This is a genomic window from Pandoraea fibrosis (assembly GCF_000807775.2).
GTDB classification, from domain to species: Bacteria; Pseudomonadota; Gammaproteobacteria; order Burkholderiales; family Burkholderiaceae; genus Pandoraea; species Pandoraea fibrosis.
Genome location: NZ_CP047385.1, coordinates 621,985 through 638,065, shown reverse-complemented (window position 1 = coordinate 638,065; position 16,081 = coordinate 621,985). Strand labels below are relative to the sequence as shown.

General features: G+C 65.3%; 6 protein-coding genes. 4 read left to right on the top strand and 2 right to left on the bottom strand.

From position 1 onward, the window contains the following. The first annotated feature begins 135 nt into the window (after positions 1–135). From PI93_RS02810 to PI93_RS02795, 4 genes are all read left to right on the top strand, one after another. Complete coding sequence (locus tag PI93_RS02810; RefSeq protein ID WP_039373771.1) at positions 136–1,269, top strand: 2-aminoethylphosphonate--pyruvate transaminase; 1,134 nt, start codon at positions 136–138, stop codon at positions 1,267–1,269. A 421-nt stretch (positions 1,270–1,690) separates the two neighbouring features. Continuing rightward, a complete protein-coding gene (locus tag PI93_RS02805) occupies positions 1,691–11,596 on the top strand; it encodes an autotransporter-associated beta strand repeat-containing protein (protein ID WP_052240924.1) in 9,906 nt (3,301 codons plus the stop codon). A 198-nt stretch (positions 11,597–11,794) separates the two neighbouring features. Then, a complete protein-coding gene (locus tag PI93_RS02800; RefSeq protein ID WP_080759367.1) occupies positions 11,795–12,241 on the top strand; it encodes a DUF488 domain-containing protein in 447 nt (148 codons plus the stop codon). A 513-nt stretch (positions 12,242–12,754) separates the two neighbouring features. Then, a complete protein-coding gene (locus PI93_RS02795) occupies positions 12,755–14,080 on the top strand; it encodes an MFS transporter (protein ID WP_236105718.1) in 1,326 nt (441 codons plus the stop codon). A 96-nt stretch (positions 14,081–14,176) separates the two neighbouring features. Here the strand turns inward: PI93_RS02795 and purU are convergent, their stop codons facing one another. Together purU and PI93_RS02785 are read right to left on the bottom strand one after the other, a co-directional pair. Next, positions 14,177–15,049 carry a formyltetrahydrofolate deformylase gene (gene purU / locus PI93_RS02790; RefSeq protein WP_039373767.1) on the bottom strand — a complete coding sequence of 291 codons (873 nt, stop codon included), beginning with the start codon at positions 15,047–15,049 and terminating at the stop codon, positions 14,177–14,179. Positions 15,050–15,136: 87 nt separating this feature from the next. Further along, entirely contained in the window at positions 15,137–15,988 is an 852-nt protein-coding gene (locus tag PI93_RS02785; RefSeq protein ID WP_039373766.1) for an NUDIX hydrolase, read from the bottom strand. Positions 15,989–16,081: the final 93 nt, after the last annotated feature.

Sequence of the window (16,081 nt, the reverse complement as noted above, 5' to 3'; positions counted from 1 at the left end):
CTTAGCGATCACGAACCAACGCATGAACGATTACCGGCCCCGCGCTGTGTCCGCAGCGCCGGTGCCTGCTGCAATCCCCTTGTCGACAGTGTTGTTACTTCTCTCGCTTGTTTCCCCGCTTGATAGGAGGCGGTCATGATTCTCGGTCAGGAACCGATTCTGCTCACCCCCGGCCCGCTCACCACGTCGCCGGCCACCCGACAGGCCATGCTGCGCGACTGGGGGTCATGGGATACCCAGTTCAATCGCATCACGGCGTCGCTGTGTCGCGATCTGGTAGACGTCGTGCACGGTGGCGACGACTATGTCTGCGTGCCGCTGCAAGGCTCTGGCACGTTCTCCGTCGAAGCGGCCATCGGCACGCTTACGCCGCGCGGCGCGCGCATTCTCGTGCCCGATAACGGCGCGTACTGCCAGCGCATTCTGAAGATCTGCCGCTATCTGGGACGCGACGCCGTCGCCCTGCCCATTCCCGAAGATCAGGCCGCCAGCGCCGCCGCGATCGACGAAGCGCTCACGCGCGATCCGTCGATCACGCACGTGGCGCAGGTGCATCTGGAGACCGGAGCCGGGGTGCTCAACCCGCTCGCCGACATCGCTCGCGTCTGCCAGAAGCACGGCAAGGGGCTCATCGTCGACGCCATGAGTTCGTTCGGCGCGATCGAGATCGACGTGCGGTCGATGCCGTTCGACGCCCTCATCGCCGCGAGCGGGAAGTGCCTCGAAGGGGTGCCTGGCATGGGCTTCGTGATCGCGAAAAAGTCGGTGCTGGAAGCTAGCGCAGGCAACAGCCACTCGCTGGCAATGGACCTGCACGACCAGTACGTCTATATGCAGAAGACCACGCAGTGGCGCTTTACGCCGCCGACGCATGTCGTCGCGGCACTGCGTGCGGCGGTCGATCAGTTCCTCGCCGAAGGGGGACAGCCGGTTCGCGGCGAGCGCTACCGGAAGAACTGCCGCGCGTTGGTCGACGGGATGGCGTCGCTGGGCTTCCGCCCATTCCTCGCCACGGAAGTCCAGGCACCCGTGATCGTCACGTTCCACGCACCTGCCGACAGCAAGTACGACTTCAAGGCGTTCTACGCGGCGGTGCGCGATCGTGGTTACATCCTCTACCCCGGCAAGCTCACGCAGATCGAGACGTTCCGCGTGGGCTGTATCGGCGCCATCGACGACAACGAAATGCGGAATGTCGTCACGGCAATTGCGCAGTCGCTGACGTCGCTCGGCATTCGACAGGTCGCACCGCTTACGCGCGCTGCGTAAGTCCTGCGTCAGCGCTCCGCCATACGACAACGGGTGGCCCTGGGGGTCACCCGTTGCCGACCCTTCCCGCTGAAGTAGGGAATCGTCCGAAACTCCGCTTTTCCCCCGATGCTTCGATGGCGTCGGCGCGTCATCGCACGGCCTTGATTCCCCTGCCAAATTCGGTGTCACGGACAACGCGTTGTCTATGCCCGATACCTGCGCACAACGAGCACTTTCCCATCGCGCTTCCTAGAATGCCCCGCACATCACCCGCGCATTAGCGCGTCATCCGGCAAGACACGTCTCGGTTCGCTGCACGCACTGACCGTTGTTCGTTCGCCGCTGTCGTCGCCTCCCCCCGAATGTCGGCTGTCACAGGCACACGCTCGTCTGGCGTGCTGCCTTTCTGCATTCCATGTCACTGGGGAACCCGAGCACGATGAACAAGCACCTCTATCGGTTGGTCTGGCGGCATTGCCGCGTTGATGTCGTTCCTGCACCGGAGACCGCGCGTCAACGTTCGGGCGCACCGGCTTCGCGTGTGCGTCGCGCACGCAGCGGCACACGCGCCTCATGGCTCTCGCTTTCGCTTAGCCGTGTTTGCCTCGCATGCATCGCATTGCTAGGCGCGGCAGCGCCCGGCGCCGCGTGGGCCGTATGCACCGCCGCAGGCAGCGTGGTGACGTGCACTGGCGCCGCCAACCCGCTGGCCCCGTCATATTCGAATGCTGCGAGCAACCTGCAGGTAAACGTCAACAGCAGTGCGGGGGTCGGGGTATTGCTCGGCGTGGGTGGGACTGCCATGTCCCTGACGGGCAACAACGTGACGCTCGTGAATGGCGGCACCATCGACCCTTCGCTGCTCGGCGGCGTCGGCTTGCTCGCGAGCGGCACGGTCATCGGCAATGCCACCGCCGGCGGGAGCACCCAAACGGTGACGAACAACGCCATCATGCGAGGCACGGTCGGACTTCTCGGCGTGAGCCTGCCGGGCCTCACCGGTCTGGCGCTCTCGGTACAGAACGCCACCGGCGGCACCACCACTATCAATAACAGCGGTACGCTCGGTGCCACGCCACTGCTCGGCATCTCGCTGACCGGCACCGGCAGCGCCCCTGTCGCGGCGGCTTACGGCGGCGGCACCGTCAACTTCAGCAACACGGGCAACGTATTGGGACGCATCGCGTTTCAAGCCAACGGCACGCCGGGGGCCGGCAACACGTTCACCAACGAGGGCGCCATCAGCGGCAGCGTCTCGCTCGGCGCGAACAGCGCGAACACGTTCACGGCCGTAACCGGTTCGACGGTGGACGACGGCGGCAGCACAGGTCTCGGCGCGCTGAGCGTCGTCGGGTTCAATCTCGGGTTCGCAGCCACCGGGATCATCGACGGTGGCGCAGGCGGCACCAATTCGCTGGTACTGCGCAACTCGGCGAACAACGCCTCGACAACCGGCACCGGCACGCTCAATGGCGCCAGCTATCAGAATTTCTCGCAGGCTACGGTCAACGGCGGGACCTGGACGCTGCACGGTCCGTTGGCCGTCACCTCGACAACGCTCAACGGCGGACTTGCCATCTTCGACGATCCCGGCAGTTTCGGCACAGGCTCGCTCACGATCAACGGTGGCGCGATGCAGGCCGCCAACGCGTCGCTTGGTATTGCGCTGCCCGTCTCGCTCGGGACCAATGGTCTGACGGTCTCCGGTGCGAATCCGCTCACGCTCAGCAACACGGTGACGGGCAGCGGCGGCGTATCGCTGACCGGCACCGGCAGCCTGACGCTCGCAGGAAACAACACCTATGCCGGCGGCACTTCGCTGACCAGCGGCACGCTGATCGCCGGCAGCAACACGGCACTCGGCGGCGGCACCGTGCAGGTATCGGGCACGGCGGGCGTGCTCGACGCCAACGCACCGGTCACGCTCGCCAACCGTATCGCGATCGGCGGCGGCAGCACATTGGCACTCGGCGGTAGCGCCCCGCTAACGTTGTCCGGGCAGATTACGGGCGGTGGCAGTCTCACCAAACAGGGCGCGCAGACGGTCACGCTCACCGGTGCCAATACGTTCAGCGGCGGTGTCAACGTCGCCGCGGGAACACTGGCGCTCTCCGGGGCCGGCACATTGCAGATCGGCGGCACGCCGCTCACCCTCTCGGGGGCGGGTGCGATCTTCGATATGTCGAACGCGGATGGCGACCGAACCATCACCGGGTTGTCGGGCGTGGCGAATACGCAGGTCCATCTCGGCGGTCACAACCTGACCCTCGGCAACAGCGCAGGCGGCACGTTCGCGGGCACGATCAGCGGCACGGGCGGCATCGTCAAGACGAACGGCGACACGCAAACCCTCTCTGGCGTCAATACATTTACCGGCGGCACAACACTCAACGCGGGCGGCATTGCGCTCGGCGCCGGTGGCTCGCTGGCCAGCACGGGTGCTGTGTCGCTGCTCGGCAGCGGCACCACGTTCGATATCAGTCAAGCGTCTGCGCAAACCATCGGGGCATTGACCGGTATTGCCAACACATCGATCGCGCTGGGCAACAACACGTTGACCTTCGGCGATGCGACCGACCAGACATTCTCCGGAAGCTTTACGGGAAACGGCGGCGGCATTGTGAAGCAAGGCACCGGCACGATGACGCTGACCGGCACCCATACGGCCGGCGGCGGGATCAATGTTCGCGCCGGCACGCTCGTGCTTCAGGACAGCGCGTTTGCCAACGCCACACCGCTTGCATTAACGGGGAATGGCGCAACGCTCGACCTCTCCGCCGCCACGGGCATGATCTTCGGCGCACTCTCAGGAGTCAACGGATCGACACTACTGATCGGTAATCAGACGCTGACCGTCGGCGACGCCAGCAATTCGACGTTCGGCGGCACGATCTCGGGCGCAGGCGGCCTCGTCAAACAGGGCACCGGCTCGCTTCTGCTTTCGGGTGCCCAAACCTTCACCGGCGGCATCGACGTCGTGGCCGGGCGGCTCGCGCTGCAAGGCAACAATGCGCTGGCTGGCAGCAATGTCCTGACCGTCGGCGACGGCGCCACGTTCGATATCGGTGGCGCAGGCCCGGTGAGCATCGGCTCGTTGATCGGTACGCCCAACAGTCAGGTGACGTTGGGCAGCAATACACTCACGCTCGGCGATTCGGCCAGCGAGACGTTCGCGGGCGGCATCGGAGGGACCGGCGGCATCGTCAAGACCGGCACAGGCACGCAGACGTTGACCGGGCAGAATGCGTTCACGGGTCCGATCGACATCCAGAACGGTACGTTGGCGCTGGGCGGTACCGGCACCCTATCGGCCAACCCCCTGAGCATTGCTGGCGGCGCCGCACTCGATATCAGCAACGGCGAGAACCAGACCGTCGGTGCTTTGTCCGGCGCCACAGGCAGCACGATCAATCTCGGCGGCAACACCCTGTCCTTTGGGGACAGCAGCGATCGGACGTTCGCGGGCACGCTGACCGGCAATGGCGGCGGTATCGTCAAGTTCGGCACAGGCACGCAGACGATAACCGCCGCGCAAACGTTTACCGGGCGCGTTGTGGTGGGAGGGGGCACCCTCGCCATCGGGTCGGGCGGCAGCCTGTCGTCGCAGAATGCCGTGACACTGGGCGACAACACCACGGCGCTGGACATCAGCGCAGCGGGCAATCAGACCATCGGTGCGCTCAGCGGCGGCGCCGCACAAGTCTTTCTCGGCGCGAACACGCTCACGTTCGGCGACAACACCGGAGAAACATTCAACGGCGTCATTCACGGCACCGGCGCACTCGTCAAACAGGGTGGCGGCGTGGAGACACTGGCCGGTGCCAGCGACTTCACCGGTGGCGTCAATGTCGCCGCTGGCGGTCTGCAACTGGGCAACGCGAACGCCATCGGGACCGGCGCGCTCACGATGGCCGATCAGACAACGCTCGACACCACGCAGACGCTGACCCTCGCCAACAACATCACGCTGAACGGCACGTCCGCCATGCTCGGCAGCAACAATCTGACGCTAGCGGGAAGCGTCTCGGGGAACGGTGCATTGCAAAAGGCCGGCGCAGCAACGCTAACGCTGGCGGGTGCTGGCGCATGGACCGGCGGCACGACGATCAACGACGGCACGCTTGCGCTCGGTACCGGTGGCTCGCTTGCCGCGCAGGGGGCTGTTGTACTGAACAGCCCCACGGCAGTATTCGACATCGGCAACGCGGCCGCCGCACAAACCATCGGTACGCTCTCCGGCACCGGCGGCGCAGTCGCCCTGGGCGCCAACACGCTGACCTTCGGCGATGCTACCGATCAGACGCTGGCGGCGACGCTGAGCGGCACGGGCGGCATCGTCAAACAGGGTGCGGGACGACAAACGCTGACGACGACGCAAACCTTTACAGGCAGCATCGATGTCGCCGATGGGACGCTGGCACTGGGGAGCGGCGCGTCGCTTCAAGGGGCCAATCCCCTGACGCTGAGCGGTGCGAACAGCGCGCTCGATATCAGCGCGGGCGGCACGTCGGTGATCGGTGCGTTAAACGGCGTGACGGGCAGCAGCGTATCGCTCGGCTCGCAGAATCTGACCTTCGGCGGCAACACCGACGCTTCGTTTGGCGGCGCGGTTCACGGAACGGGCGCGCTCATCAAGACGGGTACCGGGGCGCAAACCTTCCTCGGCGCCAGCGACTTCAGCGGCGGCCTGTCCGTCGGTGCGGGTGGTCTGGTCGCCGGCAACGACCTCGCGTTCGGCACCGGTGCGCTCACACTCAACGGCAATGCGAGTCTGGACAGCACGCAAGCCGTTACGCTTGGCAACAACGTTGGTCTGTCGGGCACGTTGACGGTGCTCGGCAGCCACGACCTGACGCTCAATGGCGTGCTGTCCGGCGCCGGTGGCCTGACCAAAACCGGGGCAGCAACGCTCACGCTCGGCGGCAGCAACACCTACACGGGCGCAACCGTCGTTGACGCCGGCACGCTGGCGCTGGGCGCCGGGGCGTCGCTCAATGCGTCGGGTTCGATCAACATCGCCAGCGGCGCAACGCTCGACCTGTCGGCGGGCAACGGCACGCAAGTCATCGGCGCGATCGATGGCGCGGGGACCGTCAACATCGGCGCCCTCGTGACCGAGATTGGCGGTGCCACCAACGATACGTTCAGCGGCAGCCTCACGGGCACCGGATCGGTCATCAAGATCGGCACCGGCACTGAAACGCTCACGGGACAAAGCACCTATACGGGCGGCACAGTCGTCCAGGCGGGCACGCTGGCGTTGGGAGGGGCAGGCACGCTTGCCGCCAGTGGGCCGCTCACGTTGAACAATGCCGGTTCCACGTTCGACATCTCCGGCGCCAACGGACCGCAAACGGTCGGGGCGCTGTCTGCCGATGCGAATACGCAGATCCGGCTGGGCAGCAACACGCTCACCTTCGGCGACGCGACGAGCCATACCGTTGCAGCGATCATCGGCGGCAGCGCAGGCATCGTCAAACAGGGCAGCGGAACTACCACGCTGCTGGGCACGCAGCAGTACACCGGCAGCACGACGATTGCCGACGGCACGCTCGCCATCGGTTCGACGGGCAATCTCGGCACTGGCGCAGTCGTGGCGTTGACCGGCAACCGTGCCGTGTTCGACGTCAGTGCGGCGGGAAATCAAACGCTCGGTCATCTGTCGGGGAGCGGCGGCAGCGTGGTCCTCGGTGGCGGCAGCACATTGCGCGTGGGCAACAACGACACCGCCACGCTGGCGAGCGCCATCTCGGGGACCGGCGCCCTCATCATGGATGGCGCCGGGCAATTGACGCTTGGCGGTGTCAACACGTTCACAGGAAACGTCGGCGTAAATAGCGGCGCGCTAGTCCTCGGTGCCGGCGGCACGTTGTCGAACGCCAACGACGTGACACTCGCCTCCGGTGCGACCTTCGACGTGAGCGCCGCCACGGCGCCGGTCATCGGATCGCTGACGGGCGCGGCGGGTAGCACCGTCAACGCAGGCACACAGGCGCTCACGCTCGGCAGCGCGGGAGATGGCACCTTCACCGGCACGCTGAACGGCACCGGCGGCCTCATCAAGCAGGGCAGCGGCACGCAAACGCTCGATGGCGGCGCAGCGCTGACCGGCGACGTTCGCGTCGACGCCGGTACGCTCGCCCTGCGCAATGGCACACAGTTGGGCGGCAACACAGTCACACTCGACGGCGCAACGGCAGCGCTCGACATCTCGACGGGACCGGATCAAACCGTCGCCTCGCTCACTGGCGTCGCAGGCAGCAGCATCCACCTCGGCAACACGGCACTCACGCTCGCCGACGCCGCAAGCGGCGCCATCGCGTCCGACATCCACGGTACGGGCGGCCGTCTCGTCAAACTCGGCAACGGCGTGCAAACGCTCGCGGGCAATAACGATTTCGGCGGCGGGGTCGACGTGCAGGCCGGTGGCATCACTGTGAGCAGCAACACGGCCTTGGGAACGGGTAGCGTGCGCTTCGCCGACGGCACGTCGCTCGACGCGACGCAAACCAGCACCTTGGGCAATCAGATCACGCTCGACGGCAATCTCAATGTCGCCGGCTCGAACGATCTCACGCTCAACGGCGCGATTGGCGGCGCAGGCGGCATGACAAAAAATGGTGCGGCCACACTAACCCTCAACGGGCAGAACACTTACGCGGGAGGGACCAACGTCAATGCCGGCACATTGGCGCTGGGTGCAGGCGCGAGCCTCGACGCGGGAGGCGTCGTCAATGTGGCCACCGGCGCCATGTTCGATTTGTCGGCGGGCAATGGCACACAGACATTCGGCGCGCTCACAGGCGGTGGCGCCATCAACATGGGAAGCAGCACTCTCGAAGTCGGCACGAGCGGTCTCGACGAGATCTACAGCGGCGGCGTGATAGGCACCGGTAGTCTCGTGAAAGTTGGCGCGGGAACCGAGACGATGACGGGTGCGAATACGTTCTCCGGCGGGACGGTGGTGCAAGCAGGCACGCTCGCATTGGGTGGCGCGGGTACGTTGTCGTCAGCAGGTGCCGTCACGCTACAGAACCCGGGTGCGACGCTCGACATTTCCGGGGCCAATGGCGAGCGCACCATCGGCGCACTCACGGCGCAGACCGGCACGAACGTCGTTCTGGGCAATAACACGCTGACCTTCGGTGACGCATCGAGCCACACCGTGAGCGGCACCCTCTCCGGCGCGGGCGGCATCGTCAAACAAGGCAGCGGAACGCAAACGCTGATCGGACAACAACATTTCACCGGCACGACCACCATCGCCGACGGCACGCTGGCCCTCGGTGCAACAGGCCAGCTTGCCAACAACGCGAATGTCGTCGTGGCGGGGATCCACGCCGCATTCGACATCTCGGCCGCCGGGAATCAAACGCTCGGCACGCTATCGGGTACCGGCGGCACCGTGAATCTCGGTGGCAACACACTCACGTTCGGCGACAACACCGACCAATCGCTGGCGGCGTCCCTCGCCGGTGCGGGAGGCATCATCAAGACCGGAACCGGTACCCAATCGCTCACGGGACAAAACACCTTCACCGGTGCCATTGACGTGGCAAACGGCACCGTCGCCCTCGGCTCAGGCGGCACGCTGTCCGGCGCCAACAATGTCTCGCTTGCTGCCGGGACAACGCTGGACATCTCGCGCGCCTCGACGTCGGCGGTCATCGCAAGCCTCGACGGGGCAACGGGTTCCACTGTATCGCTCGGTGCGCAATTGCTCACAGTGGGTGGCACGACGAACAGCACGTTCGACGGTGTCATCAACGGCACCGGTGGCCTCACCAAGCAAGGCGGCGCCACCGTCACGCTCGGCGCCCAAAACACGTTCACCGGCACCACCGCCGTCACGGGCGGGACGTTGGCGCTCGGCGTATCCGGACAGGTGGGCAACAGCACAGGTCTGGCATTGCGCAATACCGGCTCGACGTTCGATGCCTCCGCCTCCGCTGCACCGCTGGCCTTCGCCTCGCTCGAGGCGGATGCCGGCACGCAGCTTGTGCTCGGCGGCGGCGGACTGATCACTGGCGACAGTGGCAACCACACCTTCGGCGGCACATTGTCGGGAGCGGGCGGACTGGTCAAAAACGGTAGCGGAACGCTCATGCTCGACGCACCGAATACGTTCGCCGGCGGCACGACATTGAATGCCGGAACGCTCTCGCTCGGCAACAGCGCAGCACTCGGTTCCGCAGGCATTACCGTGAACGGCAACGGCTCGCTCGCCGCGAACGCGCCGGCCAACGCCCCCGTGACCGTGGCGAATGCCGTGACATTGAACAACGGCGTGACGCTCGGCGTTTCCGGTGCCTCTCCCGTGACGCTCAGCGGCAACGTCACGGGCAACGGCGGCCTTTCCCTGAACAATCCGCAAGGGGTCACGCTCGACGGCAACAACAGCTTCACTGGCGGCACGACCGTCACCGGCGGAAGTGTTAGCGTCACCTCACCGACGGGCCTTGGCACCGGTGGGCTCACCCTCTCGCAAGGGACGGTGACAACACAAGGGGTCGACGTCACGCTGCCTACGCTGAACGGCACGGCGCAAGGCAGTCTCGCTATCAACGGCGGATCGGTCACGGTCTCGGCGGGTGCGTTCCCCGGCAGCGTCTCCGGTAACGGTAGTCTGACCAAGACCGGCACAGATACGCTCACGCTCGGAGGCCAAAGCCAGCTCACCGGGCCGACGACCGTCGCGGGCGGCACGCTCGGCATAGGCGGCCTTCCAAATTCGCCGGTGTCCGTTCAGGCAGGCGCCACGCTGGCGACACCGGCCCCCGCATCGTCAGGCGGCAGCGGCACGGGGGCGCAAACCGGGTCGTTGACGGGCGCAAGCGGAAGTCAGATCCTGGTCGCCTCCCCGGGCACGACGTTGGGCGTCAATGGCAATCTCACGCTGGCCCCCGGCTCGACGCTGCAAGTGAGCGTCGCCCCCGGCACCCCGCCCAGTCAGGTGAACGCCAGCGGCAGTGCCTCGCTCGGCGGCAGCCAACTTGTCGTGAACGCGGCACCGGGAACGCAACCCGCCGATGCCTCGGGCGCCGTCATCGTGTCTGCACCGGGTGGCCTCTCTGGTCAATTTGCGTCGGCGTCGACGAATCTGCTCTACCTCACGCCCCAGGTCAGTTACACGCCGACAGCGGCACTGCTGACGTTCGCGCCGAACGGAACGCCGTTTTCCGCTGGGGCCGTCACGCCGAATCAGCGAGCGGTCGCGGGGGCAGTCTCCGCGCTCGGTTCGGGCAGCGCGCTCTATCAGGCCGCGCTCGGCCTGAGCGCGGCAACAGCACCGGCCGCCTTCGAGAGTCTCGACGGCAGTCTTCACGCGTCGGTCGCGTCGATGTTGCTCAGCCAAAGTCAGATAGCGCGCGATGCGGTCTCGCAACGACTGCGGGAAAGCCTGTCTCTCGCGCAGGACTGTGAGGTGTCGTCATCCGACGAACGCTCGTTCGACAACCCTGCCAAAGTCGACCGAAGCCAAAACTGCCACACGCAACCACGCACGACACAAGCATGGGCTTCGGTCTATGGCAACGATGGCCAGATGCGTAATTCATCGGTCGCCGACGGTGGCTCCGGCGCCGCGACCCTGCATCGGCGCGGTATGGGGGTGCTGGCCGGTGTCGACGCGCCACTGGCCGATGCATGGCGCGCAGGCGGATTCGGCGGCCTGGGCCACAGCACGTTCAATACCGGATCGAGTGCTTCCGGGAACAGCAACGATGCGCAGATCGGCGCCTACGTGAATCGTCGTTTCGGACACCTCGGCGCGACGATTGGCGGCGCCTATGGATGGCAGCAAATCACCTCGCAACGCAGCGTAGCCATCGGTCCCATCGCCCAAACGGCGCGGGCGAGCTACAACGCCTCGGTGTGGCAAGTCTTCGGTGAAGCCGCATGGCGACTGAACGCCGGCCCGGCAAGCCTCGAGCCGTTCGCCAACGTAGCGTACGCACGCGTGCGCACCGATGCGTTCGACGAAACGGGCAGCATCGCCGCGCTCCACGCCGACGAACAATCGCAGGGCATCACGTTCTCGACAGCGGGTTTGCGCGGCGAGATAGCGTTTGGCGGCGGATCGATGGCGTCGGGGCGCCTGCGGTTGTCGGCCGGCTGGCGCCACGCTTACGGCGCGGACCGGCCCGACATGCGGCTGGCGTTCTCGGGAACCTCGGCGGCGTTCACGGTCGGCGGCGTGCCCATTGCCCGTGATGCGGCGGTCGTTAGTGCCGGTGTCGACGCCTTCATCGGTCACGCCATGACCCTGGGCGTGAGCTACTCGAGCCAGTTCAGCGGGCGGGTCAGCGACAACACACTCTACGGCAATCTCAACTGGCGTTTCTGACGCATGTGGCGCCCCACGCCGACCGCGCATTGATTCACCCGGCTCGGACAAGCGGGCGAGCCTGACAGTGGAGGAGGTGCCAGAGGCCGGCGGCGCGATTTGGCGTCGCCGGCCGAGGGCGGCACTCGCCTGTACGGGGCTCATCCGGTAAGCTTTCGGGTGTTGCGCCGTCGCGCGCTCTCCCGGAAGTTGTCCTCCATGCCTTCCTCGAAAACCGCTGACGCCGCTCCCCCGGCCAAGGCCAGCGTGGCGCGCAAGCGTGGCCCCAAACCCTTCGACATTCGCTTCAAACGTGTCTACGAGGCGCCCGATCCGGCCGACGGACAGCGCATCCTCGCCGACCGTCTCTGGCCGCGCGGCCTCGCCAAGGCCAAGGCGCAGATCGACTTCTGGGCCAAGGACGTCACGCCGAGCACGCCGCTGCGGCAGTGGTTTCACCAGCATCCCGAGCAGTTCGACGAATTCCGTCAACGCTTTCTCGACGAACTCGCCGCACTCGATGCCAATCACAACGCCATGCTCGCCGAACTGCGCACGCGTCTGGCTGACGGCCCGGTCACGTTGCTCACCGCCGCCCATCGCCTCGAAGACGACGACGCACACACGCATCTTCATGTGCTGCGCGATTTCCTCGAATCACGTTAGACCGATTTGCATAGACGCTGCGGGCAAAGGCGCTGACGATCGCCGGATCGCCGGATCGACGGATCGACGGATCGCGGGCGTCGCGGGCAGCGAGGAAGTCGTCAACGCGGCATCGGTGGCGGCGCGGCTCACCGGATACCGCTGCGTATCGTGCGCCAACACGCCATTCCGCTCATCAAAACGATGTCGCTCGACGCCGATGCCTTGAAGATCCGCATGACGTCTGGCGTTGCATATGAACGGGACGGGCGGCGGCGAAGTTTGCTATAACGCACACAGTGCTGCCATCACATCAGCCATGTTCGGTGCAGCCTGCGCGTCATTCGTTTCGTTCGCTCGCTCGTCCGCTTCGTTGGCTTTGTCTGCTTCGATCGCTTCATTCGTTATCCCCGACGGCGCACGGATGTCGTGCACCGTGTCGAATTTCCACTGTTGACTCCCGTTGCCACGACGGCAACACCACGCCTCATGCTTGTTCCACTGATAGTTGCCTGCGCACTGTTCATGGAGAACATGGATTCCACCGTGTTGTCCACCTCCTTGCCGTTGATCGCGAAAGATCTCGGCGAGAGCCCGATCACGCTCAAGCTTGCGCTCACGACGTACCTCATCAGCCTCGCGGTCTTCATTCCGATCAGCGGCTGGATCGCCGACCGCTTCGGCACGCGCAATGTCTTTCGCACCGCCATCGGTGTATTCGTTCTCGGCTCGATCTGCTGCGGCATCTCGACCAATCTGCCGACGCTGGTCGTCGCGCGCTTCGTGCAGGGCATGGGCGGCGCCATGATGGTCCCGGTCGGACGCCTCGCGTTGCTCAAATCCGTGGAGAAGCGCGACATGGTGCGCGCGCTCAACTACCTCACGATCCCTGCGCTGGTCGGCCCGGTGCTCGGCCCGCCGCTCGGCGGCTTCATCACCACCTACTGGCACTGGCGCTGGATCTTCTTCATCAACATTCCGATTGGCGTGCTCGGCTTCATTCTCGCGACGAAGTACATTCCCGATCTGTATGAGGACGAAGTGCCGCCGCTCGACGTCAAGGGCTTCATCCTGTCGGGCCTCGGCCTGTCGGTGCTGATGCTGGGCCTGTCCACCATCGGCCGCCATCTGATTCCCACACCGCTCGCGCTGGGCCTCGTCGCCATCGGCGCCGCGCTGCTGATCTCGTATCTGCGTCACGCGAAAGGGCTCGCCCACCCGCTGCTGCGACTCGACCTCTTTCGGATCCCCACGTTCCGCGCCGGAGTTGCGGGGGGCACGCTATTCCGTATCGGCGTAGGAGCCACGCCGTTCCTGTTGCCACTGATGCTGCAACTCGGCTTTGGCATGACACCGATGGAGTCCGGTGCACTCACGTTCGTTTCTGCCGCCGGCGCGATGTTCATGAAGACACTCTCGCTGCGCATTTTGCAACGCTGGGGCTTTCGCCGCGTGTTGATGACGAACGCACTCATCGCGTCGGCAACCATCGGCGGCTACGGGCTGTTCACCGACCAGACATCGCATCTGGTGATTCTCTGCACGTTGCTGTTCGGTGGGTGCTTCCGCTCGTTGCAGTTCACCAGCCTGAATGCGATCTCCTACGCCGACGTGCCCGCGCATCGCATGAGTCAGGCGACGAGCCTCGCCAGCGTCGCACAACAGGTCTCGCTCACACTGGGCATCACCATCGGGGCGGCCGTGTTGCAGACGTCGTCCTGGCTGCACGGTCGCGATCACGTCACCGACGTCGACTTCCCGTGGGCCTTCCTGACCGTGGGCCTGATCGCCGTGAGTTCGACCATTTCGATTGCGCGTCTCGCGCGCGATGCGGGCAGCGAACTGGCGCAGCGTAGCTGACGCTCGCGCCGGAGCACATCGAACGCGTCACCAGAAACGACAACGCCCGGGACACGATGTCCCGGGCGTTGTGCTTTCGGCAGTTCGCGGCAACGCTTAACGGAAGATCACCGTCTTGTGACCGTTGAGCAAAATGCGATGCTCGGCGTGGTAACGCACGGCACGCGCAAGCGCCACGCATTCCACGTCGCGACCGATGGCCGTCAATTGCTCCGGGTCCATCGTGTGATCCACGCGCTCGACTTCCTGTTCGATGATCGGACCTTCGTCGAGATCGGACGTCACATAGTGCGCCGTCGCGCCGATCAACTTCACGCCACGGTCGAACGCCTGATAGTACGGCTTCGCGCCCTTGAAGCTCGGCAGGAACGAGTGGTGAATGTTGATCGCGCGGCCCGCGAGCTTCTTGCACAGATCGCTCGAGAGCACTTGCATGTAACGGGCAAGCACCACCAGGTCGATGTTGTTGTCCTCCACCAGCTCAAACACCTTGGCTTCCTGCGCGGCTTTCGATTCGGGCGTTGAATTCATCAGCGGCAGGTGATGGAACGGGATGTTGTAGCTCGCGGCCAGTTGGTAGAAATCCTTGTGATTCGAGACGATCACCGGGATCTCGACGTTGAGCTGACCGGTCTTGTAGCGAAACAGCAGATCGTTCAGGCAGTGACCGATCTTCGAGACCATGAGCATGACGCGCGGCTTGATCGCGGCGTCGACCAGTTCCCACTGCATTTCGAACTGCTCGGCGAGCGGCGCGAAGTCGCGTTGCAACGACGCCAGATCGGTCTGCCCCGGCAGTTGCTGGAAATGCACACGCATGAAGAAGCCGCCCGTGAAGCGATCGTTGAACTGGGCCGAGTCGAGAATGTTGCCGCCGCGCTCGACCAGGAAACCGGCCACGGTGTGGACGATGCCGGGACGATCCGGGCAGGACAACTTCAGAATGTAGCTATTTTCGATCGGTGCCATGATTGCTCCTGGGCAAAGGCTTGCAATGTCGTTGCAGTGTTGAAATGCTTGTCTGTGGCAGGGTAGCCGTGCGGCTGACGCCCCGGATTACTCGTCGGCCGGCTTGAATAGCGCTTCGATGCCGGCGCAATCTTTCGCGCGGATGGCGCCTTCGCGCAGCAGAAAGTCCAGACTCGCGAGGCTCGCGTCGACGGTCATCTTGCCGCGCGCGATCACATCGCGTACATCGCCGGCGGTACACAACCAGTGTGCGCTCGCCTCGCCGTCCTGATTCTCGGGCACGAAGCCGCGCGGCAATGCAAGGTCGTAGACGAAGATCTGCTCGGACTGCACGCCCTCCGGAATCTCCGCGAGGATGTGCAGCGTGCGACCCGGCCGTGCTTCGTTCGCCAGATAGGCCGGAATGCCCGCCTCCTCCCAGCATTCCTTGACGAGCGTGTCGCCCACGCCGATGCCGTTACCGATACCGCCCGCGGCCGCGTTATCAAGACAGCCGGGATCCGTCGCCTTGAGCACGCTGCGCCGCGCGATCCACATCTTCGGGGCTTCGCCGACGAAGCGCGCCGGCACGTAACCGTTCACATGCACGGCGAACGTGCGCGTGCCGAAAAACCGGGAGGCCGCGCGTTCGATCCACGCGAGCGGTGCGTCGTAGAGACGTTGCCGGATCGCGTAACGCTCGTTGCGCCAGCCGGTAATGCGCCCTTCCGCCGCCAGCGTTTCGACCACCGGCGCCAGCGCATCCGTGCGGGCGTCGCAGGTGTCATGGCGCGGGTGAATGCGCACCGCGAGCGAACTGATCTCGAAGACGTCGGGCCAACGGCACAGCGATTCGACGTCGCGACGGCGAATCCATCCATAACGCTGCGAACCGATCACGAGCGGCAAATGCGCCGTGTCGTCGAAGCGGCGCGCCGCCGCAATACAAGCAAAAGACATACGTCAGAGACCGGACGCGCCCCCGGTCGGAAGCACGCGAAATCGAAGCAAAACCGGCATTTTACAGAAGCGGCGGCGAGTCCGCCCATGTCC

Excerpts from the sequence above, each read along its gene's own strand:
- PI93_RS02810 (WP_039373771.1), top strand. The coding sequence starts at position 136 with ATGATTCTCGGTCAGGAACCGATTCTGCTCACCCCCGGCCCGCTCACC.
- PI93_RS02805 (WP_052240924.1), top strand. The coding sequence starts at position 1,691 with ATGAACAAGCACCTCTATCGGTTGGTCTGGCGGCATTGCCGCGTTGAT.
- PI93_RS02800 (WP_080759367.1), top strand. The coding sequence starts at position 11,795 with ATGCCTTCCTCGAAAACCGCTGACGCCGCTCCCCCGGCCAAGGCCAGC.
- PI93_RS02795 (WP_236105718.1), top strand. The coding sequence starts at position 12,755 with ATGGATTCCACCGTGTTGTCCACCTCCTTGCCGTTGATCGCGAAAGAT.
- purU (WP_039373767.1), bottom strand. The coding sequence starts at position 15,049 with ATGGCACCGATCGAAAATAGCTACATTCTGAAGTTGTCCTGCCCGGAT.
- PI93_RS02785 (WP_039373766.1), bottom strand. The coding sequence starts at position 15,988 with ATGTCTTTTGCTTGTATTGCGGCGGCGCGCCGCTTCGACGACACGGCG.